The 24,109-nt window shown below is 51.3% G+C and carries 21 protein-coding genes; 13 read left to right on the top strand and 8 right to left on the bottom strand.

Annotated elements, in window-relative coordinates:
• Window positions 1–80 precede the first annotated feature (80 nt).
• A complete protein-coding gene (locus U0026_RS12090) occupies window positions 81–335 on the bottom strand; it encodes a DUF1161 domain-containing protein (protein ID WP_062773382.1) in 255 nt (84 codons plus the stop codon).
• Window positions 336–438: 103 nt separating this feature from the next.
• Between U0026_RS12090 and U0026_RS12085 the strand changes: the two genes are divergently transcribed.
• Complete coding sequence (locus U0026_RS12085) at window positions 439–1,149, top strand: YnfC family lipoprotein (RefSeq protein WP_062773384.1); 711 nt, start codon at window positions 439–441, stop codon at window positions 1,147–1,149.
• 33 nt (window positions 1,150–1,182) lie between these two features.
• On the opposite strand, the gene U0026_RS12080 is transcribed toward U0026_RS12085, so the two are convergent.
• Complete coding sequence (locus U0026_RS12080; RefSeq protein WP_062773387.1) at window positions 1,183–1,524, bottom strand: DUF1283 family protein; 342 nt, start codon at window positions 1,522–1,524, stop codon at window positions 1,183–1,185.
• Between the two features lie 151 nt (window positions 1,525–1,675).
• Between U0026_RS12080 and U0026_RS12075 the strand changes: the two genes are divergently transcribed.
• The 8 genes from U0026_RS12075 to U0026_RS12040 all read left to right on the top strand — a co-directional run bounded on the left by U0026_RS12075 (window position 1,676) and on the right by U0026_RS12040 (window position 11,441).
• On the top strand, window positions 1,676–2,002 hold the full coding sequence (locus tag U0026_RS12075) for a YnfA family protein (protein WP_062773390.1): 327 nt from the start codon (window positions 1,676–1,678) through the stop codon (window positions 2,000–2,002).
• A gap of 260 nt (window positions 2,003–2,262) precedes the next feature.
• Complete coding sequence (locus U0026_RS12070) at window positions 2,263–3,282, top strand: Zn-dependent oxidoreductase (protein WP_062773393.1); 1,020 nt, start codon at window positions 2,263–2,265, stop codon at window positions 3,280–3,282.
• Window positions 3,283–3,333: 51 nt separating this feature from the next.
• Complete coding sequence (locus U0026_RS12065; protein WP_062773396.1) at window positions 3,334–4,710, top strand: MFS transporter; 1,377 nt, start codon at window positions 3,334–3,336, stop codon at window positions 4,708–4,710.
• 215 nt (window positions 4,711–4,925) lie between these two features.
• Window positions 4,926–6,140 (top strand): starvation-sensing protein RspA, encoded by a 1,215-nt coding sequence (rspA, locus tag U0026_RS12060; RefSeq protein WP_062773398.1) that lies wholly within the window; start codon window positions 4,926–4,928, stop codon window positions 6,138–6,140.
• A gap of 46 nt (window positions 6,141–6,186) precedes the next feature.
• Window positions 6,187–7,593 carry a glucuronate isomerase gene (gene uxaC / locus U0026_RS12055; RefSeq protein WP_062773401.1) on the top strand — a complete coding sequence of 469 codons (1,407 nt, stop codon included), beginning with the start codon at window positions 6,187–6,189 and terminating at the stop codon, window positions 7,591–7,593.
• A gap of 26 nt (window positions 7,594–7,619) precedes the next feature.
• Entirely contained in the window at window positions 7,620–9,161 is a 1,542-nt protein-coding gene (locus U0026_RS12050; protein WP_062773404.1) for an MFS transporter, read from the top strand.
• 160 nt (window positions 9,162–9,321) lie between these two features.
• Complete coding sequence (locus U0026_RS12045; RefSeq protein ID WP_062773407.1) at window positions 9,322–10,782, top strand: mannitol dehydrogenase family protein; 1,461 nt, start codon at window positions 9,322–9,324, stop codon at window positions 10,780–10,782.
• Between the two features lie 230 nt (window positions 10,783–11,012).
• Complete coding sequence (locus U0026_RS12040; protein ID WP_062773410.1) at window positions 11,013–11,441, top strand: universal stress protein; 429 nt, start codon at window positions 11,013–11,015, stop codon at window positions 11,439–11,441.
• 170 nt (window positions 11,442–11,611) lie between these two features.
• On the opposite strand, the gene U0026_RS12035 is transcribed toward U0026_RS12040, so the two are convergent.
• Together U0026_RS12035 and ydfG are read right to left on the bottom strand one after the other, a co-directional pair.
• Window positions 11,612–12,298 (bottom strand): GntR family transcriptional regulator, encoded by a 687-nt coding sequence (locus tag U0026_RS12035; RefSeq protein WP_062773413.1) that lies wholly within the window; start codon window positions 12,296–12,298, stop codon window positions 11,612–11,614.
• Window positions 12,299–12,390: 92 nt separating this feature from the next.
• Window positions 12,391–13,140 (bottom strand): bifunctional NADP-dependent 3-hydroxy acid dehydrogenase/3-hydroxypropionate dehydrogenase YdfG, encoded by a 750-nt coding sequence (gene ydfG, locus U0026_RS12030; protein WP_062773415.1) that lies wholly within the window; start codon window positions 13,138–13,140, stop codon window positions 12,391–12,393.
• 132 nt (window positions 13,141–13,272) lie between these two features.
• On the opposite strand from ydfG, the gene dcp reads away from it, so the two are divergent.
• Complete coding sequence (gene dcp / locus U0026_RS12025) at window positions 13,273–15,318, top strand: peptidyl-dipeptidase Dcp (RefSeq protein WP_062773418.1); 2,046 nt, start codon at window positions 13,273–13,275, stop codon at window positions 15,316–15,318.
• 339 nt (window positions 15,319–15,657) lie between these two features.
• A complete protein-coding gene (locus U0026_RS12020; protein ID WP_156484202.1) occupies window positions 15,658–15,828 on the top strand; it encodes a hypothetical protein in 171 nt (56 codons plus the stop codon).
• 134 nt (window positions 15,829–15,962) lie between these two features.
• On the opposite strand, the gene mgtS is transcribed toward U0026_RS12020, so the two are convergent.
• Both mgtS and ftrA read right to left on the bottom strand, forming a co-directional pair.
• Window positions 15,963–16,046: a protein MgtS gene (gene mgtS / locus U0026_RS12015; protein ID WP_370922555.1), complete on the bottom strand. Its 84-nt coding sequence runs from the start codon at window positions 16,044–16,046 to the stop codon at window positions 15,963–15,965.
• A gap of 90 nt (window positions 16,047–16,136) precedes the next feature.
• Window positions 16,137–17,126, bottom strand: coding sequence for a transcriptional regulator FtrA (gene ftrA / locus U0026_RS12010; protein WP_062773421.1), 990 nt, complete (start codon window positions 17,124–17,126; stop codon window positions 16,137–16,139).
• Window positions 17,127–17,211: 85 nt separating this feature from the next.
• On the opposite strand from ftrA, the gene U0026_RS12005 reads away from it, so the two are divergent.
• Both U0026_RS12005 and U0026_RS12000 read left to right on the top strand, forming a co-directional pair.
• A complete protein-coding gene (locus tag U0026_RS12005; protein ID WP_062773424.1) occupies window positions 17,212–17,607 on the top strand; it encodes a rhodanese-like domain-containing protein in 396 nt (131 codons plus the stop codon).
• 154 nt (window positions 17,608–17,761) lie between these two features.
• Window positions 17,762–18,865: a cobalamin-independent methionine synthase II family protein gene (locus tag U0026_RS12000; RefSeq protein WP_062773426.1), complete on the top strand. Its 1,104-nt coding sequence runs from the start codon at window positions 17,762–17,764 to the stop codon at window positions 18,863–18,865.
• A gap of 136 nt (window positions 18,866–19,001) precedes the next feature.
• Here U0026_RS12000 and U0026_RS11995 read toward each other — a convergent pair whose 3' ends face one another.
• Window positions 19,002–21,128, bottom strand: a complete 2,127-nt coding sequence (locus U0026_RS11995; protein WP_062773429.1) for a virulence factor SrfC family protein — start codon at window positions 21,126–21,128, stop codon at window positions 19,002–19,004.
• On the bottom strand, window positions 21,125–24,106 hold the full coding sequence (locus U0026_RS11990; protein WP_062773432.1) for a virulence factor SrfB: 2,982 nt from the start codon (window positions 24,104–24,106) through the stop codon (window positions 21,125–21,127). The genes U0026_RS11995 and U0026_RS11990 overlap by 4 nt, the downstream gene beginning before the upstream one ends.
• Window positions 24,107–24,109: the final 3 nt, after the last annotated feature.

Raw genomic sequence — 24,109 nt, 5'->3', positions numbered from 1 at the left:
ATTTTTTTAGGCGGCAAAATTGAGTGCATTACCACAGGATAAGGCGTGAAGCGCCGCCTCGGGGAAGAGGCGACGTAAGGTTATTGCGGCGTATCTGTGCGGGTGTAGAGGATTTTGAAGGTGTCGTTAGCGCAGTGCCCAACCACCTGTGCACCAGGCTGGTCGGCCTGATCGTTTGGCACAATATCCAGGGTGAAGGCGCTTTCGGCAACACCGTTGTGCACGATTTTTTGCTGAATGTCGCTTCTGACACGTTCACAGGAATCCGGTACGGCTGCAAACGCAGGCAGGGATCCCGCAAGCAGTAGCGCCAGTAACCAACGTGAATTTCTCATGAAAGACTCCTTTTCCGTAGACGAGTAAAAAGTATAGCAGCGGTAGTGTAAACAATTGTATTTACTAATATGATTGAGAAAACTCCCGAAACAGGAATACGGTGTGAAGAAATTGATTTTTGTGGCGTCAATGATGACGGTTCTCAGCGGGTGCGATAACAATGATACTCCCGCCGCGTTCACTCCGGAAATGGCCAGCTTCTCCAATGAGTTTGATTTCGACCCGTTGCGCGGCCCGGTAAAGGATTTGAGCCAAACGCTACTAAACGAGAAAGGAGAAGTGGCGAAACGGGTGAGCGGGCAGCTATCGCCTGAAGGTTGCTTTGATCTCCTCGAATTCCACAATATAGAAGAGGACACCGGCGCGCTTTTAGTGCTCGATGCGAACTATTATGTGGATGGTGTTACGCATGAAAAGCGGGTGCGTTTGCAGGGCAAATGTCAGCTTGCGGAATTTCCTTCTGCCGGAGTGGCGTGGGAAACGGACGATAACGGTTTTGTGGTGAAAGCGGTCGGTAAAGAGAGTCAGGTGGACTACCGTTATGATAGCGAAGGTTATCCGTTAGGAAAAACCTCGACGGTGAAGGATAAAACGCTGTCGGTAATCTCGACACCTTCGCAGGATAGCCGTAAAAAGCTTGATTACACTGCGGTTAGTCTGCTGAATAAACAGCCCATTGGCAACGTGACGCAGAATTGTGATTATGACAAGCACGATAACCCGTTGAGCTGCGATCTGTTGATCGTTGATGAAAGCGCAAAACCCCCAGTGACTCAGCGATATACGATTAAAAATACGATTGAGTATTACTGATATGAAAAGGGCGCCGACGGCGCCCTGATAACACTATGGATTGATTGAACGCCCGGTTGAGCGGTCAAGGCAACGTAGTGTGTTCGGCTCCCAGTATGCGTTGACATTTGGGCTCTGCTGGCATTTATCGCGCGCGTCAAAAGCAACGTCGGCTTTATCCCACTCTTTTTCAGCACGTTTGTTAACCTTCTGGCGCAGTTGACGCGTGTCATTCCACTGTTCTTTATCCATCGCCGCTTCCTGGCGACTTTGCGCACTATCGCCGGACTCGATAACCAGTTTATTGGTGGTCGCGGAGGCGGTGGCGGTGTACACGATGGCACCCAGCGCAAACATCACCGTCAGGCACAGGCGTTTGCCAGGTTTCATTTTCATTAGCAGCTTCCTTTGATGTGGTGAATACAATCACTCCTGCAAACCAGTTTACTACATCTCTTACGGGCGGCATACCGGCAAGCGATGTGGGGTCGAATCCTCATGGTTTATGCGTATGATAGCGCGATGCTTACTGTGATGATGGAACATAATGTTAAAAACCTCTTTGCTGTTTTTCGCAACCGCGCTGTGTGAAATCGTCGGCTGCTACTTACCCTGGCTTTGGCTAAAGCGGGGGGCAACCCCACTCTTATTGCTGCCTGCCGGATTAGCGCTGGCAATGTTTGTCTGGCTGCTGACGCTACATCCTGCTGCCAGTGGGCGCGTTTATGCCGCTTACGGCGGCGTGTATATTTTTACTGCGTTGCTGTGGCTGCGGGTAGTTGAAGGCGAAAAGCTCACGATGTATGACTGGCTGGGGGCGGCGGTCGCTCTGTGCGGAATGTTGATTATTGTCGCAGGCTGGGGACGAGCTTAGCTCAATAAATTATTATAATATAGCCGGTGGTTTTATATTTGTTGATATATATATCACTGGTTTATTGATGCTTTATTTTTGTGATCCCTCTCAGTAAATCTCATCTATAATACTTGTATGGTAGATGCTCCACACGTAAATTCCTCTCACACACCGAGTGGTATCCACACGGTTGATAAAATATCCGAATCGATCTGTTAACTTATTCCTGACACATCTGAAAGATGGCTCTGCTTGGAATGAGTAATAAGGAAATTATAATGAAAAGTATTGTGATTAAAAAACCGAATGAGTTGGTTATTCAGGAGGGAACAATACCCGAACCCGGCGCGGGCGAGGTTCGGGTAAAGATTAAGATTGCAGGTATTTGTGGATCGGATAGTCATATTTATCGGGGGCATAACCCTTTCGCGCGTTATCCACGTGTTATTGGTCATGAATTCTTCGGTATTATTGATGCGATAGGTGAAGGTGTAACAGATAAATCGATTGGGCAGCGGGTTTGCATTGATCCTGTCATTAGTTGTGGGCACTGTTATCCATGCTCCGTCGGGAAACCAAATGTCTGTACTTCTTTGGTGGTTTTAGGTGTACACCGTGATGGTGGATTTGCTGAATATTCAGTGGTTCCTGCCCATAATGCATGGCTTGTCGCTGACACAATATCAGACCGCCATGCTGTAATGGTTGAACCCTTCACCATTGCAGCTAATGTAACGGGTCAGGTTAATCCTCTTGAAACGGATATTGCATTAATATACGGCGCTGGGCCGATGGGGTTAACGACCCTGCAAGCGTTAAAAGGGGTATACAACGTAAGGCAGGTCATTGTTGTTGACCGCATCGATGAACGACTTGCAATGGCTGAACGCTGCGGGGCTGATTGGATCATTAACAATAGTGAGAAATCGCTAGCCGAAACGCTGGAAGAAAAAGGAATAAAACCGACTTTAATCGTTGATGCAGCCTGTCATCCTGCAATTTTGCAGGAAGCTATTATGCTGGCGTCTCCAGCTGCACGTATTGTTATGATGGGCTTTTCCACTGAGGCGTCTGCCATTACACAACAAAGCATAACGGGTAAAGAACTTTCACTGTACTCCTCTCGTTTGAATGCGAATAAATTCCCTGTAGTTCTTGAGTGGCTGGAAAAAGGTCTTATTGATCCGGATAAATTAATTACACATCAATTCAACTATCAGCATGTTGTCAATGCCATCGAACTCTTCGAACATGACCAAAAATCATGTTGCAAAGTTCTACTAACATTTAGTGAATAATAATTAAATTATGCGATTAAGCTGTTCGCATCTTACCTGGGTATGAATGCAATGACGCAAATAAATAATGAACGTACCACCTCTGATCTGGTGAGGGCTGCGGTATCCGGTTGGCTCGGAACTGCGTTGGAATTTATGGATTTTCAACTCTACTCATTGGGTGCTGCACTCGTTTTCCATGAAATATTTTTCCCAGAGCAATCCGCGGCGATGGCATTAATTCTTGCAATGGGAACTTATGGCGCAGGGTATATTGCGCGTATTATTGGTGCCGTTGTTTTCGGTAAAATGGGTGATAGAGTGGGGCGTAAAAAAGTCCTCTTTATTACTATCACCATGATGGGGATTTGTACCACTCTCATTGGGGTGTTACCGACCTATGCCCAAATTGGTATTTTCGCTCCGGTGCTGTTGGTGGCGCTACGCATTATTCAGGGATTAGGCGCGGGTGCTGAAATATCCGGTGCCGGGACGATGCTTGCAGAATATGCCCCCAAAGGGAAACGAGGGCTCATTTCATCCCTGGTGGCTATGGGCACTAATTGCGGAACGTTGACGGCTACGGCTATCTGGGCCGGGATGTTCTTTTTACTTGAACGTGAGCAACTGGTTGCATGGGGATGGCGTATTCCTTTCCTGGCAAGTGTAGTGGTGATGATATTCGCAATTTGGTTGCGACTAAATCTGAAAGAAAGCCCGGTATTCGAGCATGTTAACGAAGGGGAGGCGATGGATTGCGAATCATCCTCCGCGGACAATACCCTGGGGGCGATGTTCAAAAGTAAGTCATTCTGGTTAGCCACGGGTTTGCGTTTTGGGCAGGCAGGTAATTCTGGTTTAATTCAGACATTCCTCGCGGGATACCTGGTGCAAACGCTACTTTTCGATAAAGGTATTCCCACTGACGCCTTGATGCTGAGTTCCGTTATTGGCTTTGTAACCATTCCGTTATTAGGGTGGTTGTCAGATAAGTATGGCCGCCGTCTTCCTTATATCTTACTGAGCATCTCAGCCATTGTTCTGGCCTATCCCATGTTGGCAATCATTGTCGATAAAACCTACAGCGCCAGCGTCGTGATGATGTCTATTATCATCATCCATAATTTTGCTGTGCTGGGATTGTTTGCCCTGGAAAATATCACGATGGCAGAAATGTTCGGCTCCCGTAATCGCTTTACCCGGATGGCCATTTCAAAAGAGGCTGGAGGTCTGGTTGCTGTTGGGTTCGGCCCAGTGCTGGCGGGAATTTTCTGCAATATGACTGGCTCGTGGTACCCCATTGTCATCATGCTCATCTGCTATTCACTGATTGGCCTGATTTCTGCGTTGTTGATGCCTGAAGTATGCGACCGTGATCTGAGTATCGCCGGTGACGCTGCCGACAGCGCTGACACGACGCAACAGAGAACCAAGCGTCAATATGCTTAACCTAAAGGCCCATCGTGAATGCGATGGGCCTTTTTGTGCCTGAGCGTTCGCAGATTTATCGCCCGGTAATGACGACAACTCTCCATATCCCTATCCCCTGATGTAATCCCCTTTTTTTTGTGATCGTAATCCGGAAAACGAGATAATTATACTTGTATGGTAGTTATCTGGAGCGTAAATTTCCCCCACTAACCGATGAGATGTAAGGATTAAGAATGAAAATTGTAGGTGCTGAGGTTTTTGTAACCTGTCCTGGCCGTAACTTTGTCACGTTGAAAATTACCACCGACAGTGGATTAGTCGGCTACGGTGACGCTACGTTGAATGGCCGCGAACTGTCTGTTGCCTCCTACTTAAAGGATCATCTGTGCCCACAGTTACTGGGACGTGATGCGCATCGTATCGAAGATATTTGGCAGTTCTTTTACAAAGGTGCTTACTGGCGTCGTGGGCCGGTAACCATCTCAGCCATCTCCGCCATTGATATGGCGCTGTGGGATATCAAAGCCAAAGCGGCCAACATGCCGCTGTATCAGCTGCTGGGCGGGGCGTCACGTGAAGGTGTAATGGTTTACTGCCACACCACCGGTCGCACCATTGATGAAGTGCTGGAAGATTATGCGCGTCATCAAGAAATGGGCTTCAAAGCGATTCGCGTACAGTGCGGCGTACCGGGTATGAAAACCACCTACGGAATGTCAAAAGGCAAAGGTCTGGCATATGAGCCTGCGACCAAAGGGCAGTGGCCGGAAGAGCAGTTGTGGTCGACGGAGAAATACCTCGACTTCACGCCAAAATTGTTTGATGCGGTACGTAACCAGTTTGGTTTTAATGAACATCTGCTGCACGACATGCACCATCGCCTGACGCCAATTGAAGCCGCGCGTTTTGGTAAGAGCATCGAACAATACCGTCTGTTCTGGATGGAAGATCCAACGCCTGCTGAAAACCAGGAGTGCTTCCGTCTGATTCGCCAGCACACCGTGACGCCAATTGCCGTAGGTGAAGTGTTCAATAGCATCTGGGATTGCAAACAACTGATCGAAGAGCAGTTGATTGATTATATTCGTACCACCATTACCCATGCGGGTGGGATTACCGGAATGCGCCGCATTGCTGACTTTGCCTCGCTTTACCAGGTACGCACCGGCTCACATGGCCCGTCGGATCTGTCACCGGTATGTATGGCGGCGGCGCTGCACTTCGACCTGTGGGTACCAAACTTCGGCGTTCAGGAATATATGGGCTACTCCGAGCAAATGCTTGAAGTGTTCCCACACAACTGGACTTTCGATAACGGTTATATGCACCCAGGTGAAAAACCGGGTTTAGGCATCGAGTTTGACGAAAAACTGGCGGCGAAATATCCGTATGACCCGGCCTACCTGCCGGTTGCGCGTCTGGAAGACGGCACGCTGTGGAACTGGTAAGACACTATTTTAGTAAACCCATCTTCACTTTTTAAAGAGAAATAACATGGACTTCATTAACGATCGTTTTATGATCGATAGTGAAGTCGGTGTTCGGTTATATAAAGAAGTTGCAGCCCAATTACCGATCATCGACTATCACTGTCATCTTGATGCCAAAGAAATTTACGAAAATAAAAGCATTGAAAATATCACCCAGCTTTGGCTTGCGGGTGACCATTATAAATGGCGTGCGATGCGTGCAAACGGTATTGATGAATATTTTATTACAGGTGATGCCAGTGCCGAAGAAAAATTTAAAGCATGGGCTGAAACGGTTGAATCATCATTTGGCAATCCGCTATATCAATGGACACATCTGGAATTAAATAAGTACTTTTCCTGTTATGAAATGCTCAGCAGTGAAAACTGGCAGGAAATAATGAATATCTGTAATCAACAAATGAAAGGGGATGATTTTAAACCACGTCGTTTAATTTCCCGCTCTAACGTTGAAGTGATCTGTACCACCGATGCACCGCTGGATTCTCTGGAATACCATCGTTTATTACAACAAGATCCAACCTTTGCAACCAAAGTGTTGCCGACGTTCCGTCCGGATGACATTTTTGCCGAAAGCGCCACTGATTTTGCGGCCTTCGTTGACAAGCTGGCACAGTTAACGAATCAGGAAATTGGTTCCTTTACTGAATTTTCTCAGGCGCTAGCTCAGCGTATTGACTGGTTTCATGAAGTGGGATGTCGCATCTCCGATCACGGGCCGGTCACCGTTGAATATCAGGCTGCTGATGCGCAGACGATCAACACCTTGTTCTGTCGAAAAGCGGGCGGCGAAGCTTTGACGGCACACGAGACTGCGCAATTGCACAGCGCGATGTTTGTGATGCTGGCTAAAGAGTACAAGAAACGCGGTTGGGCGATGCAGATCCACTTTGGCGCCATTCGCAGTAACAACAGCAAAATGCTACATAAACTCGGCATCAATACGGGTTTTGACTCGATTGCCGATCAAAGCAATCTCGCCGCTGGTCTGAATCAATTGCTGGATGCTATGGCACAGGTTAATGGGTTACCGAAGACCATTCTCTATAATCTGAATGGCGGTTATAACGATATTGTCGCCACCACCATTGCCAATTTCCAATCGGCAGATGACGGTGTGAAATCACCAATGCAATTTGGTTCTGGCTGGTGGTTTAACGATACCCGTCGCGGCATGGAAAATCAGCTTAATATTTTAGCAGACCAGGGCTTATTAATGCATTTCGTCGGTATGCTGACGGATTCCCGTAGTCTGGTGTCCTACACCCGTCATGATTATTTCCGCCGTATTCTCTGTAATTTAATTGGTGGTTGGGTTGACCGTGGTGAAATCCCTGATGACAACAGAATTTTAACGCGGATGGTAAGAAATATTTGTCACGATAACGCGGTTAATTATTTTAGATTCTAACGTCCTTCCTTAAATGAGGGTAGAACATGTCTCGTACCAATAGAAAAATAACAATTCCCGTCAGTATTGGCTATGGCTTAACAGATATTATGGGGGGCGGTGCTTTTACCGTCATCGGGGCCTGGCTGTTATTCTTTTACACCACGTTTGTCGGTTTATCCCCGGTAGAAGCGGCTTCTATTGTGGCGATTGCGCGCATTGTCGATGCGATTGTCAGCCTGTTTATGGGCAGCTTTACCGATCACTTCTATAAAAATGCATTAGGTAAGCGATTTGGCCGTCGCCGCTTCTTCTTATTAATTGGCGCACCGTTAATGCTGGTCTACACCCTGTTGTGGGTGACCGGCATGAGTTTCTGGTTCTATCTGGCAGTGTATCTGGCCTTTGAAATCATTGCCGCGATGGTGCTGATCCCATGGGAAACGCTGCCGTCAGAAATGACTAAGGACTTCAACTCCCGTACCAAACTGTCTACCTGTCGTATGTTCCTGTCTGCATCCGGCACTTTCCTGGCAACCTTTATCCCAGGATTGTTAATCAGCCACTTCGGTGAGCACGACCCACACGCCTACTTTATTAACGGCGTGGTCTTCTCAGTTATCTTTATGCTCTGCGTCTTTATCTCCTGGAAAGTGACGTGGGAACGTGAATTAACGCCGGAAATGCAGGCTGAGCTTGAGCAGGACCGCAAACCGACTTCACTTATCGAGAAAGTGGCGATGGTCGGTAAGTTGTTCAAAGAATACTACTCGACGCTGAAAGTCCGCGCGTTCAGAAAGCATCTGGCGATTTATCTGTTCTCATTTACGGCGAAAGATGTCTACAACACGGTATTTGTATTCTTCTGCGTGTATTGCCTGAACGTCTCTTCGTCGCTGTCCGGTACGTTGTTGTCGATGAGTATCGTCGGTCTGCCAGTGACGCTGCTGGCGGGCGTGGGGATTATTAAATACGGCCCATCTCGCCTGTATGTCTTTGCTTATACCTTGATGCTGCTGTGTCTTGCGGGTCTGTTTATGGTGTATCAGTTCCCAACGGATAATAAAGTCACCATTCTGGTGATTCTGGCGGCGGTGTATCAGGTAGGGCGTTGCGTACTGGAATTTACCCCATGGAACGTCTTCCCCTTCATTCCTGATATTGATGAGATGATCACGCGCCAGCGTCGGGAAGGGCTGTTTGCTGCGGTAATGACGTTCTCACGTAAAACCACCGTGGCGATTGCCACCTTCGCCGTGGGCGTCATGTTGCAGGAAGGCGGGTTCGTCAAAGGCAGTCAGGTTCAGCCGGAAGGTGCGGTTAATACCATCGCGATGATGCTGTTTATCGGGACATCCGTTCTGTTGCTGATAGCCCTGTGGCAGGCGGTTACGTTCCGTTTGAATAAGCAGACACACAAGATTTTTGTTGATGAAGTCGAGCGTTTAAAAGCGAACGGTTCAAAACAGGATGTGACGCCGCAAGCGCGCGCTGTCGTGGAAGACCTCACCGGTTATTCTTACGACGAACTGTGGAATGAACCGCAAACCGCAGACAGTAAATTGAATCGTACTGTGCGCGTGCATTAAACCGGGCTGTGACAACATAGCGGATTTTTTGTCTATGTTGTCACACAACTCAAAAATCATGTCATACCAATTAGCCATAAATTAATGCAAATCAAAATCTCTCTTGATGAACTCGTTAATCTAGTATGGCAATCAACGTTCTCTACAGTGAGTCAAAAAGATGCAGAATAAGCTATTAACCGCAAAGGCAACTCTCCCAACCTACGACCGCAGCAAACTGGTGTCACGCATTGTGCACCTGGGTTTTGGTGCGTTCCATCGTGCTCACCAGGCAGTGTATGCCGATATCCTTGCCGCAGAACATGGCAGCGATTGGGGTTATACCGAAGTTAACCTGATCGGCGGGGAGCAGCAGATTGCTGACCTGAATCATCAGGACAATTTATACACCGTGGCCGAAATGTCTGCTGATGCCTGGACTGCCCGCGTTGTGGGAGTGGTCAAAGAAGCGCTGCACGCCCAGGTTGATGGCCTGGAAACTGTACTGGCCAAAATGTGTGAACCGCAGGTGGCGATTGTTTCGCTAACCATCACCGAAAAAGGGTATTGCCACTCTCCGGCAAGCGGCCAACTGATGCTCGATCATCCATTCATCGCCTCTGATATCCAGAATCCACACCAGCCGAAATCCGCGCCGGGCGTCGTTGTTGAAGCGCTAGCGCGTCGCAGGGCCGCTGGGCTGCCTGCATTTAGCGTGATGTCCTGCGACAACATGCCAGAAAACGGTCATGTGATGCGTAACGTGGTATGTGCTTACGCGCGTGCGATTGATGCGGGACTGGCGGACTGGATTGAATCTCATGTGACGTTCCCGTCCACCATGGTTGACCGTATTGTTCCGGCCGTTACCCCCGATACGCTGGATAAAATTGAACAACTGACCGGCGTTCGCGATCCGGCAGGTGTGGCCTGCGAACCGTTCCGTCAGTGGGTGATTGAAGATAACTTCGTGGCGGGACGTCCTGCGTGGGAAAAAGCCGGCGCCGAGTTGGTCAGTGATGTGATCCCGTTTGAGGAAATGAAGCTGCGTATGCTAAACGGCAGCCACTCATTCCTGGCCTATTTAGGTTATCTGGCGGGTTATGAGCATATCAATGACTGCATGGGCGACGAAAACTATCGCCGTGCGGCACATGATCTGATGCTCAACGAGCAGGCACCGACCCTGAAGGTGCAGAACGTTGACCTGGCACGTTATGCCGATCTGTTAATCGCGCGCTATACCAACCCAGCGCTGCGTCACCGTACCTGGCAAATCGCGATGGATGGCAGTCAGAAATTGCCTCAGCGTATGCTGGACTCCGTTCGCTGGCATCTGGCTGACAACAGCAGTTTCACACTGCTGACGCTCGGTGTTGCAGGTTGGATGCGCTACGTGGGTGGCGTGGATGAGAAGGGCAATAAGATTGAAGTCAGCGATCCGCTGCTGCCGGTCATTCAGGCGGCGGTACAGGGGAGTGAAGAGGGCGAGTCTCGTGTGAAAGCACTGCTGGCTATCGAGGCTATCTTTGGTCAGGATCTGCCGCAAAACGGTCAGTTTGTTGATCAGGTGACAAATGCCTATCTGTCTTTATTGAGTAAAGGCGCAAAAGCGACCGTAGCGCAATTTAGCGCATTGTAATCAAATAACGACATTAGTTATTCTAAATGCCGCCTTAACAGGCGGCTTTTTTTTGCCATTATTTTCCACTATTACACTTCTTTGAAATAACTCAAGCATATTGAAATAATGGACGAATATTTTCATCGTCGCGGTAGTATTATGATAAATGAATGCTATGACCGGTGGGTTAAATATGGCATGGTTATCCCCAGAAGATAATGGAATCTCTGGAATAAGGAGTCTGGGCGATGTACAAAAAAATTCTCATGCCTGTTGATGTATTTGAAATGGACTTAAGTGATAAAGCGATTCGCCATGCCGTTTATCTGGCGGGTGAGAAAGGTGAGATTACGCTTTTAAACGTATTGCCTAACAGCAATCGTTCTATTTTACGCGGTTTCGCCTCTGATATTAAAAAGTTTGAGGAGTACATGCTACGGGAGTCCTCAAAGAAAATGGATGAGCTCCAGCGCTTATTTGACCTTCCCCGTGAGCGTATGTGCAATGAAGTTCGTTTTGGCAATATTCGTGATGAAATTTTAGCGATGAGCAAAAGCGGCGACTACGATGTCATCGTGATTGGCTCTCGTCAGCGTGGTATGAGCACCCATCTGCTAGGCTCGAACGCAGAGTCGATTCTGCGTTACGCGAATATTCCTACTATGGTGGTTCGCTAATATCAGCACCCACACATTGCCGGATGGCGGTACACCTTATCCGGCCTACACCAATCGGTAGCCCGGTCGAACGAAGTGACACCGGGGTCATCCCGGAGTCGGCGTTATCACACCTCGTCCGAGCTACGCGTGAGTTTGAATATGTCGCCTTAACGGGCGACATTTTTTGACTATTCTTCGCTGAACCAGTCCCGATTTTCCTGACGAATTAACAACACCGACTCACTAATTTCCTGTAGATGCAACGTCATCGCTTTATCTACCGCATCGACGTCACGCTTTTGCAGTGCGTCGAAAATTTCGTAGTGCTGGCTTAACAACATTTCAGGGGAAGAAATGTGGTCAAGGCTCATATAACGCACGCGGTCAATGGCGGCTTTAATATTCTCGATAGTGTCCCAGGCTAACTGGCAATCGGCAATATTCGACAACAGTTGGTGGAATTCATCATCGAGCAGGAAGAAATCATTTAATTGTTGGCGATCAATTGCGGTTCGCTGTTGATTCAGATTTTGTTCCAGCTGATAGCTTTGGGAATCGGTAATAAGCAGTGCGGCGCGACGGGCGACGGCGCACTCAATAGCCTGGCGAACAAAACAACCGTTACGCACCTGCGAAAGCGAGATTTTATTCACGTAACTGCCGCGCTGAGGTCGAATCTGAATCAGACCATTTTCGGCAAGTTTAATAAATGCTTCTCGTACCGGCTGACGGGAGACCTCAAAACGCAAAGAGACCTCTTTTTCAGACAGCGGCGTTCCTGGCGGAATAAGACAATGCACGATATCGCGGCGAAGAATGCGATAAATCTGTTGGTTGACGGGCTGTGTTGGGTTCAGTTGGGTTTCGGCGGCCATTGAGTCGTTCTTATCAGCTGATTAAGCTGTTATTTTACGCTTTTTTTACCTGCTAGCCCAGACCCGACCGGCGGTCGGGTTGGGATAAAATGCTAACTTTGGCGATGAATGCTCAGTCCTGCAAATGTTTGGCTAACCGGCATCATCTCAACCGTATTGATATTGACATGTTTTGGCAGCGTTGAGACCCACCATACGGCCTCGGTGATATCTTCTGGAGTGAGTGCGTCGGTATTCTCGTAAGTTTTACCCGCTTTGGCGTCATCACCCTTAAAGCGCACGTTGGAAAACTCAGTACCGCCCACCAGGCCCGGCTCAATATCGGTCACACGCACGGCGGTACCGTGCAGATCGGTACGCAGGTTCAGGCTAAACTGGCGAACGAACGCTTTGGTCGCACCATAAACGTTCCCCCCCGCATAAGGCCAACTACCGGCGGTAGAGCCGATATTAATGATATGGCCACGGTTACGTTCAACCATTCCCGGCAGCACGGCACGAGTCATGTACACCAAACCTTTATTATTGGTGTCGATCATGTCTTCCCAATCATCCACGCTGGCTTTATGCGCGGGTTCAAGGCCCAGCGCCAGACCGGCGTTGTTGACCAGAATATCAATGTCGCGCCATTCGGCAGGCAGATTGGCAATGGTTTCTTCAATGGCTGCGCGGTTACGCACATCCAGCTGCACGGTCAGTACGCTATCGCCCAGCTCTTCTTTCAGCGATTTCAAACGTTCGCTGCGACGGCCTGTAGCAATCACTTTATGTCCATTCGCAATAAAACGACGTGTGATGCTTTCGCCAAAACCCGCCGTTGCTCCGGTAACCAGTACGATCATCTCTTAGTTCCTTCAACGCTTTAATGTTTCATCACGATAGCACGCTATCTTTATCAGGGGGAAGCTACCGAAACCATTGCGGTCTCCGAGCGGCTTGCTACTCTAGGAGAATGTTTTTATCAGGAGCACACCATGACGGCCACAAACCCCTTTTTTGCTAGCAGCACACTCCCTTACCAGGCCCCGCCGTTTGATCTGATAAACGACGAGCACTATCGTCCAGCGTTTGATGCAGCACTTCAGCGCAAACGTCAGGAAATTGCTGATATCGCGCACAATCCGCAAACGCCAACTTTTGACAATACGATTGTGGCACTGGAAAAAAGTGGTGAGATGCTCTCGCGTGTGACGTCGGTATTCTTCGCCATGGCGGCTTCGCACAGCAATGATGAAATCCAGCGCCTCGATGAGGCGTTCTCAGCGGAGTTAGCCGGGCTGGCGAATGATATCTATCTCAATGATGCTCTCTTCAAGCGCATTGAAATTATCTGGCAACAGCGGGATACGCTCAGCCTGGACGCGGAGTCGCTGCGTTTAATTGAGGTGATACATCAGCGCTTTATTCTGGCTGGCGCCACGCTTGGCGATGCACAGAAGGCCGAACTGAAAACCCTTAATACCGAAGCCGCAACGTTGAGCAGCCAGTTTCATCAGTGTTTACTGGCCGCCGCAAAATCGGGCGGATTACTGCTGGACAGTGAAGAACAATTGGCGGGGTTTAGCGAAGATGAAATCACCCATGCGGCCGCCGCAGCCCATGAGCGTGGATTATCCGACCGCTGGTTGATTCCCTTGGTTAACACCACGCAACAGCCCGCACTTGCCTCTCTTTGCCAACGTGATACTCGTGAAAAATTGTTTAAAGCGGGCTGGCAACGAAACCAGCAAGGTGATGCTAATGACACCCGCGAACGCCTGCTCAAGCTAGTGGCGATTCGTGCCAGACAGGCGGAACTGTTAGGTTACGCCGATTACGCGAGCTGGAGTATGGCTGACCAGATGGCGAAAAAACCGGAAGCCGCGCTCGAGTTTATGCGAGAAATCACCCCTGCGGCGCGTGCTCGCGCGCAAAGTGAACTGGCTGATATTCAGAAGCTGATTGATAGCGGCGACGACGCTTTCACCGCTCAGGCCTGGGACTGGCTCTATTACGCCGAGCAGGTGCGCCGGGAAAAATATGCCATCGATGAAGCGCAAATTAAACCGTGGTTCGCGCTGGACAACGTTTTGCTGGGCGGCGTGTTTTGGTCAGCAAGTCAGTTGTTCGGTATTCGTTTTGTCGAGCGTTTTGATCTCCCGGTCTATCATCCGGATGTTCGTGTCTGGGAGATTTTTGATGCCGATGGTAAAGGCATGGCGCTGTTTTACGGTGATTTCTTTGCCCGTGACAGCAAGAGTGGCGGGGCATGGATGGATAATTTTGTGCCACAGTCTACGCTGCTGGGCACCCGTCCTGTTATCTATAACGTTTGCAACTATGCCAAACCTGCTACCGGTAAACCGGCGCTGATCTCCTGGGATGATGTGATCACGTTATTCCATGAGTTTGGCCATGCGCTGCATGGGTTATTTGCCAATCAGCGCTATGCAACCTTGTCGGGCACCAATACACCGCGTGATTTTGTGGAATTCCCGTCGCAAATTAATGAGCATTGGGCCAGTCATCCAGTGGTGTTCGAGCATTATGCGCGTCACTACGAGAGCGGCGAGCCAATGCCCGTAGCACTGCGCGAAAGTTTGTTCCGCGCGGCAAACTTCAACAAGGGCTATGACATGACCGAGTTGCTTAGTGCAGCCTTACTGGACATGAATTGGCATCGTGTTTCCACCACAGCATTACCGCAAGACGTTGACTCGTTTGAAGCACAGGCATTACAGCAGGAAAACCTCAACCTTGCCGCCGTTCCGCCACGTTATCGCAGCAGTTATTTCTCGCATATTTTCGGCGGCGGCTATGCGGCGGGCTATTATGCCTACCTGTGGACGCAAATGCTGGCGGACGATGGTTATCAGTGGTTCGTTGAACAAGGTGGGTTAAATCGTGAGAACGGCCAACGTTTCCGCGAGGCCATATTGTCGCGCGGCAACAGCAGTGATTTAGAGCAGTTGTATCGTGACTGGCGCGGTCACGAACCGTATATTGCGCCGATGCTGAAAAATCGCGGGTTATCTGAATAACCCTTTGGCCTGTATTTTCCCGGCTAAGCGATGCGACGCCGGGAAAATATAAAAAAAACCCGCACACAGGGTTGGCGGGTTAAGCAGAGCAATAGATAGAGCATTCTTGTTATCTTTCCTGGAGGGAAGATAACTGTGCTGATTTTTACGTAATGATTACAACAACGCAACCTGGCAGATTCGGTAGGGGGGCAGTTCAACGTAGGGATTTTCACGAGCTTATCCCGTCTTTACAAATGCGTGCAGTTGTTGACGGAACTGGTCATTCGCTTTGCTACGATGAGTTTATAACTTATTGAGTTAATGGATTTAATGTCAGCGCTTTACCCGGAGGTAACAATGAAAAAGTTCCAGCATACGTCACGCCGTGAATCTGCCTGGTCTACTCGTCCTGAACATCAGAATTTACAGGAGTCGCGTTCCGGTAGAGCGTGGGCTTTGCGGCAAGCCAGCTGCTTGAGTAAAAAAGCGTGGAAAGATTTTGCACTGAATAATGCTCTGGCCGTTTAGCATTAGTTGAATATTGCGGTGTTAGGGTAATTCAAAGTAACAGTGACCCAATCAAGGAGAGAGGGTTACCGTAGAAAGAAAATCTATCCATGCAAGCATTTATACCGCCAGTTTTCTGGCGGTTTTTTTTAGCGTTAATCATTCCACTTTCCGCTCAGATAAGCTGTCAGAAAACCGGAAAAAAGAATGAGTCCCGTCGCAATCACAAATACCTGCATATTATCCGGCATAATGACCTCCACGCTGATGATGACAAACATTCTCCAGACTACTGATTTAAACGTAGGCTAACGGCGTATTCTGTTAAATTAATTATTTGTTGCAGTAAACTTTTTTCTGTAAGCCAGCGGACTGATTGCTAAATGTTGCTGAAAGCGCAGGCGTAGGTTTTTTGCGTGGCCGAAACCGGTGAGTTCTGCCACTTTTTCGATGCTGTCACGACCGGTGGTCAGATGATGTTGCGCAAGCCGCAGGCGTTCATCGAGTAGCCAGCGGGCAGGGGTTTTGCCAGTTGCATCCTGAAAGCGCCGCAAAAAAGTCCGCTCACTCATTCCAACCCGTTCGGCCAGCGATTGCACGCAGTGAGTCTCGGCAAGATGTTGATACAGATAATCGAAAAGTGTCCCTAAACGCTGACTTTCCCGTGTGCGCGCGACGGGTTTTACCACACTCTGTTTCTGTGCGCCGTCACGATGAGGCTGAATAACCAGACGACGGGCAACCCGGTTTGCGGCGTCCAGACCATAATCCAGCCGCACCACATGCAGACATAAATCAATACCTGCTGCGCTGCCTGCGGAGGTCAATACCGTGTCATCGGCGATATACAGCACATCCTCGACGACGTTTATCGCCGGATAGCGCTGTTGCAGCTGCTCGGTGTAGCGCCAGTGGGTCGTTGCCCGCTTTCCATCCAGTAATCCCGCGGCCGCCAGAACAAACACGCCAGAACAGATAGATAATACCCGGCAACCTCGCGCGCTGGCCCGGCGTAGCGCCTGACACAACGCGTCGGGTACCGTACTCTCAACGCCACGCCAGCCGGGAACGATGAGGGTATCGGCTCGCTCAAGCAGACTGAGATCGCCATCTGCCATTATCCGCACGCCGCCGGTTGCCCGTAGCTCACCCTCGTCGATGGCGGCCACCGCAAATTGATACCAGTCATCGCCCATTTCCGGACGTGGCAGACCGAAGATCTCCACCGCGACCCCGAATTCAAAAGTACATAAGCCGTCATAGGCTAATACCACCACCAGCGGGGAGCATTTTGTCATATTAGGGCTGTTTTCAGTCATCACTGCGGGCGGTCCTCACCAGGGTTACCTGTTTATACTCATTCGGTCGTTGCCATACAGGTAACATATAACCGGAGAATTAACGATGAGTTACGTAACTGAATTTCCAGCCGCCCACCCAGTGGAAGCCGCTGCGCATTTTCGCCAGCGCCTGGCGTGTGAAACCGACTGCGCGGACGTTTACGCATCATTGCAACAACCTGCCCCTGATTTTGTGCTGCTGCATGTGGTGGGAAGTCCTGAGATGTATTCACGTCGCCATATTCCCGGCGCCATACACCTGCGACATATCGATATCACCGCTAAGCGGATGCAGGAATGGCCAGAAGATACGGTCTTTGTCGTCTATTGCGCAGGGCCGCACTGTAACGGAGCTGACCGTGCTGCGCTTAAACTGGCCATTCTTGGTCGTCCGGTAAAGGTAATGATCGGCGGGATCACCGGCTGGCAAGATGAAGGTTTTGCGTTTTCCACACCATGATGAATTTTTTTCATGAGTGATGAATTTTTCTCGTTTGCCTGCGAGGGTCACGGATGTCACTATTCAGACATGTAGCCGTCCAGATGGCTAAATAATTCAAATAATAAATTATCACTCAAGGCAACCAGTTTGTCTGAGGGAGTAAGGAGAACGCATGTCACATCAACACGCTCCATATCGCGCCGATATCGTTGGCAGTTTTTTACGCCCACAGGCGATTAAACAGGCTCGCCTGCAGTTTGCTGACGGTGAAATCAATGCGCAGCAACTGCGTTCCGTAGAGGATGCTGAAATACGCCGCGTGGTACAGCACCAGTGTGATTGTGGTCTGCATGTGGTGACTGACGGCGAGTTTCGCCGTGCCTGGTGGCATTTTGATTTCTTCGATGGATTACAGGGCGTAGAACGCTACGATTCCGAGCAAGGCATCCAGTTTAATGGTGTGCAGACTCGCGCTCATGGCGTTCGCGTGACCGGTAAACTGGGCTTTGGCGAACATCCGATGTTGGAAGATTTTCGCTTTCTGAAAAGCATCAGCGGCGATGCTACGCCAAAAATGACCATCCCAAGCCCGAGTGTATTGCACTTCCGGGGCGGTCGTAAGGACATTGATGCGACGGTATATCCGAATCTGGCGGACTATTTCAACGATCTGGCTGACACCTGGCGTGACGCGATCCGCGCTTTTTACGATGCCGGTTGTCGTTATCTGCAACTCGATGACACCGTCTGGGCCTATCTGTGCTCTGATGAGCAACGCCGTCAGGTACGTGAGCGGGGTGACTGTCCGGATGAGCTGGCAGCTATCTACGCCAACGTGCTGAACCGTGCGCTGGAAGGCAAGCCTGATGATCTGATTGTTGGCCTGCACGTCTGTCGCGGTAATTTCCGCTCAACGTGGATTTCGGAAGGGGGATATGAGCCGGTCGCGGAGATCCTCTTTGGCCGCGTGAAGGTTGACGCATTCTTCCTCGAATATGACAACGATCGCTCGGGTGATTTCGCGCCGCTACGCTTTGTCCCTAAGGGAGAACAGAAAGTGGTGCTGGGATTAATCACCACCAAAAATGGCGAGCTGGAAAACCCGGAAGGCGTGAAAGCCCGCGTGGCGGAAGCCGCCAACTTTGTCTCCTTAGATCAAATTTGCCTGAGCCCGCAGTGCGGCTTCGCCTCTACCGAAGAGGGAAACAGCCTCAGCGAGCAGCAGCAGTGGGATAAAGTGCGTCTGGTCACGGGAATAGCTGCACAGGTCTGGTAGACCGCCTGATGGCGCGAAGCGTATGTCGCAGATGCTCACAGTATCGACTTTATGCACGGCGCGACTATGACAGAGTACCGACTACACCCCTAGGTAGCCCGGACGAGGCGACGCCGAGTCCGGGACAGGCTCAGAACTAAAACCGGAGCAACTCCTGAAGCTGGTGCTGAACCTCTTTGTCTAAATGCCACGCATTTATCTCTTCACCCGGCTCAGTACTGCGTGTATACAGTGCCACCAGCCAGTCGTAGACGTAGCGGGAAGCGGCATGCACTGGCTGTTCGCCAAGCTGGGTCAGACGGGCACTGCTGGTGGCCGAGGTTTGCGCAAAAATGGTGCTGCCTTTAGCGATACGGCTAGCTGGACGCTGCGCGATCGGCAGTTCGGCATAGCCCAACCAGTTAATAAAATTCCCCAGAGTTGCGCGAAGCTGAGCGGCACCTGCCTGTTGTTCAGCGCTAACGCGGCGCAACTGCTGCGCCAGCGCCAGCCTTTGGCTCGCGGTGATGAGCGTGAGCACCAGTTGCTGCTGGGTCGCGGAGGTTAACTGGGCATGCGGTTGACGGCTCCATTGGCGCAAATGCTTACACCACATTGTGTAGGCCAGAGAACCAGGATCCTGATGCGAAAGCGCGTGGTATTGCGGTGCCTCCTGCACGGCGAACAGATCCACCGAATCATTAAACAACCCGCTCACTTTTTCTTCCCGCTGCTGTTGTACCTGACACAACGCCTCAAACGCAGCCAATTCCGGCAGCAAACTTTCCAGCAATTCACCGTGGCGTGATGCATGGGTTTGCAGTTCACGGATGGCGGTTTCTATTTGCACGGTATCCCGCTCGGCGCGGGTCAACAATGGCTGGCATAGGGTGCGCAATTGTTGCTGATAACCCGCGATCATCGCGGCGAAACGGCGTTGGCGTAATGCCGGTTGTGTGGCCTGCGATAACCATTCAATCAACCGCTGCAGGCTGCTGTGATCCAACGCCTGCAAGGTGCCCCAGTGCAGACCCGGCTTACCGACCAGTTGCTGAACGGTTTCATCAAAATGACATTTATGAATAAAACGATCGTCTTGCGGGGTAATGGCCCATACCAGTCCGGGCAGTTTATTTTCCTGGCTAGGCTGCGTTTCATTGACCCAGCGCAGTAGCGCTTTGGCGGTTGACGGAATCGCTGCGCGTTGGGCGGTTGCGTTGCACACCAGTACAATATCAGGCTGCTGATGCTGACGATAATGATCAAGTAGCCACCGGCATTTACAGGCCCACAGTGGCGCGTCGGTGCTGGCGGGAGGTACGGGAATATCAATAATATCAACGTCATCCAGCACGCCATGTTCGGTGCTGAGCACCAGTTCGACCGTCAACAGCGCCAATCCCGCGACTGGAATACTCACCGCATTTTGATAGCCATCGTCGGAGAGCGGATGAACCAATACGGCGTCATCGCTTTCTCCTCCCGGCATTAAAAAGGTGTCCATTGGTAGCGTGAAGGCATCAACCAACAGGCTAAGCGGCGCCAAAACTTCCCGACGATTCCCCAACTGATGCAACGTATGCGCAAGCGTCAGCCATTGCTGCGTGAGCTCTTGCTGTTCTCCCCATAATAACGACCATGCCCGCGCTCGTGCGGTGAGATCCAAAGAGGGCAGCAGTTGCGCAAACTGATACCACAAACCATCGTCAATTTGCTGGTATGACGTGGGTAGGGTATCGCGCCAGAATCGCGCAATAGCAGCAATCTCTTTGGGCGTAATGCCCGGTACAGGCTGCGGCTGGCGTAGACTCTGCCAACCACGCAGGCGCTGGGCAATAACGGTCGCGTCGGGGGCACGCACGTCGCCGCGCTGCCACGCATGGGCGATAAACAATTGCACCAAAGCCGCTTCGCTGAGCAGCGTCAGGCGCAGGGGGAATGCATCGTCGGCGGTGGCAGGCGTTCGACTAAAGCGCACGGCCATCTGCGTCAGACAGTGTCCTGGATTGATATGGCTGAAATAATCAAGCGTCTTGCTGCCTGCTTGCACCGATAAACGTTCATCACCGTTGCCGCACAGCGTGCGCAGGAGATGCGCCTTTGACGCTTGTGAATGACCGAAAAGCGCAATGCTGGGTCGGAGTTTGCTGCTTGCTAATTGAGAGGCTTGCTGGGCATCAAGCGCCAGCAAGCGCGTCAGCAGGGCGTCAGCATCATCGTCCAGCAGCGGATTGCTTTGTCGGGCGGCGGCGAGCCAATCGATAACGTTTTGTAATGGGGTCATTTGAGGAATACGCTCCCGCTATCAATCCAGTAGTGGCTACCGCTGTGGCGGCGGTCAGCCAGAGTGTTCAGTTTTAAGGTCAGGGCATCCGGTGAGACGGGCGTACCGTCCTGAAGCCAGGCTTCGCTCAGAACAAACGCCTGCGGCGCTTCATGCTTGCTGCCGCCCTCAAGTTTCAGGCGAACCTGAAGCACGCCATCACCGGCGATGGCTTTCGCCAGCTCTGGCGAGTTAATGCTTAGCGTATAGAGCGGAGTCGCTGGCCAGCGGGTGTTAGCCAGTTGGCGGAAGCCCAGCGTGACGTTGCCTCGCAGCGGGAAGTGCAGGCGAGCATCAAGTTTGGCTCCGGGCTTATCCAGGTCGAGGTCGTGATACCAGATATTCTCGTCGCGCAACGTGTTAACCGTTTTATCCAGCACGCCGAGATAGCGTACGGTCGAGTATGCACCAATATCGGCCGCTTTAAAGTTGAAGTGCGGCAGGCGCAGATCCAGCGCCAGACTACACAGCATCGCACCGACGGCGGCGGTTGATTTCGGGTTACCGATACGTCCTTGCTGGCTAAACGGATACCATTCATGAACGTGATATTTATCCAGCCACACCATACGGTTGACCGGTACCGGCTGAAGATAGCGGATCAGCGCCTGCACACCAGGCAAGCAGCCCGGTCGCCCGGTGACCAGCAGTACGTCACAGGCATAGTGAGAAATGGCTTCGCACAGGGCATGTAGCGGCCCGGCCAGGGTAAATTCACCGGCGAGCATCGCTTGCTGTAAGGTACTGAAGGTGACCTCAATTGGCACTGCCAGCAGATCAAACGGTGTGCTTGCTGCGGGCAGCGCATGCTCAATCGCCTGGCCGACATAGTTCATCACATTACGGGTCGGCGTTTGCGGGAGCAATTCGCCAAACGTGGCGTGTAGCCCGGCCAGCGGGTCCTGGACATCGCTTTGCTCCCACGCCGCCAGGATGGCGTGGCCGATGGGCATAAACAGCTGTAACGTGGTTTGTTGACGCAATACAGCCTGAGTATCCAGTCGCCCGGAGTCGCCAAACAGCGTCGCCATCAGCGCTTGTGCATCGGCAACACCGGATTTTTGCAGTTGGGTTTGCAGCGCAGGCAACACGCAGCGTTGGATGATATCCAGCAACACATCATCACCGGCGATTTTAAAGCCTTCACGGAACAGCAGTTGCGGGGTGATTTTGACGTTGCCGCCAATACCATCGTCAAGCTGATATTGGGCAATCGCCATGTCCGTGGTGCCGCCGCCGAGATCCAGCGAGGCAATGCGCAAGGCTCGTCCCGCCGTAACCCCCGCTTCCGGCAGGCGATCAGGACGCGCCATCGAGGCAAACAGCGCCTCGGTCTGCCCGGCAAAGTGAGAGATGGCTTCGTTATACAGCCACACTAATTGACCACAGCTGGCTTCATCCCACTCCATGTGAATTTTCGGGATAGGCACGACGCTCTTTTCCTGCAAGCGCACATTTGCAAAATCGTCATCCTGCGGATGCCAACCCATCGCTTTCCACACCAGGGCGATGGCTTCGAACATGCGACGGCGGAAGATTTCACGCTCCTGCTTTGGCATCGCCGATGGCAGGGTCAAAATTAACGTCCGCAACTGGCGCGGTGAGGCCGGGAAACCTAAACGCAGACGCGTCGCCACGCTGTTGATTTGCCCCAACGCCTGCGACAGCAGCTCGCACAGCATATGGGTCATCAGGGTGCTGCGGCTGTACTGCGGCGAGAAGACCGGCATGCGCTCATCCGCAGGAAGGGTGAACAGCGGCTGGCCTTCGTCATTCATCAGGTTCATCAACGGGAAGGCGGTCGCCAGTGGTTCACGTTGGGTTTTGCCGTTCATCTGGCTAAAGCGCCAGTCCTGCACGGTTGGCGTTTCATCCCACAGGTAGCGGCGTGGGCTGGAGATGCCAGTGTAACCTTCGGTACCCAAACGCTGCATCGCCAGTTTGCGGGCTTCATCGCCGACGCGCACCAGGGAAGGCCAGATAAACGCATCTTCGCGTCCACTTTCCACGGAGAAATGTTGTTTGCCGAAGCGTGATTCTGAAAACTCTACGCGGCTGGTAAACAGCGGTTCGTTGAGATATTGCGGCTCGCTCAGCGAGCGTACTTGTAATTCAGCGGTCTGCCGCAGGCCGTCGTTCGCATCGCCGTGATCTTCAATGATGACGCCGCAGGTGTGGGTATTGCCAACGTCCAGAATCAGATCCACTGGAATTGCCGGCGTGCTGAGGGTGGCGGTGACGATTTTAATCTCCGGCACCGTTAACTGTTCACCCAGCAGCGCCAGAATATTGAGCCAGTGGCCCTGATATTCAAAACTTCTCAGCGCCTGGCTGACATCACGTTCGCTGCGGGTCTCATGGGTGGCAAGACTTTGCTGGAACACTTCGCGCAGCCAGCCGTCAATCCACGTCTGATCCAGGAAATCATTCACTTCATGATCGCGCCAGGCCAGGGCAAAACGCGTGCCGTTCAGCAGATCGTTAGTCACGGGCGACAACGCGGTTGCGACGTCATCGCTAACCTGGCTGTCAAACGCCAGCGTGACGCGGTGCGTATTACCCGTGCTATCTGGCGTGGCGAGTTTACGAATTTGCACCCGAGCCCAGTTGTCCGGCCCTTCAACAAAGGTGCGCGGCGGGTTAAAACGTAAAAAAGGCAGCGGCAGCCAGACGCCGTCCAACAGGGTGAGTGATTGATGCAGCGGCAAGGTGGATTCGGGTTTCACCACTTCAGGCGGACGGCCTGCTTCGCCGGGCAAGGTATGACGTTGGTTGACAACATCATAGTCCAGACGCAATAGCGGGCCGTTGGCGGTTTTACGCACAAAACGGCCGTGCTGCAGCGACTCTTGCGGGCTCAGGCCAAAGTCGAGGAATTGAACGCCGCTATTGGCAATCAGCGTCACGCTCTGTTTGTAATCACATAGGGTCACCAGCATGGT

The organism is Kluyvera intermedia, from assembly GCF_034424175.1.
GTDB classification, from domain to species: Bacteria; Pseudomonadota; Gammaproteobacteria; order Enterobacterales; family Enterobacteriaceae; genus Kluyvera; species Kluyvera intermedia.
The sequence above is the reverse complement of the archived record's forward strand: the minus strand, read 5'-3'. Positions and strand labels throughout refer to the sequence as shown.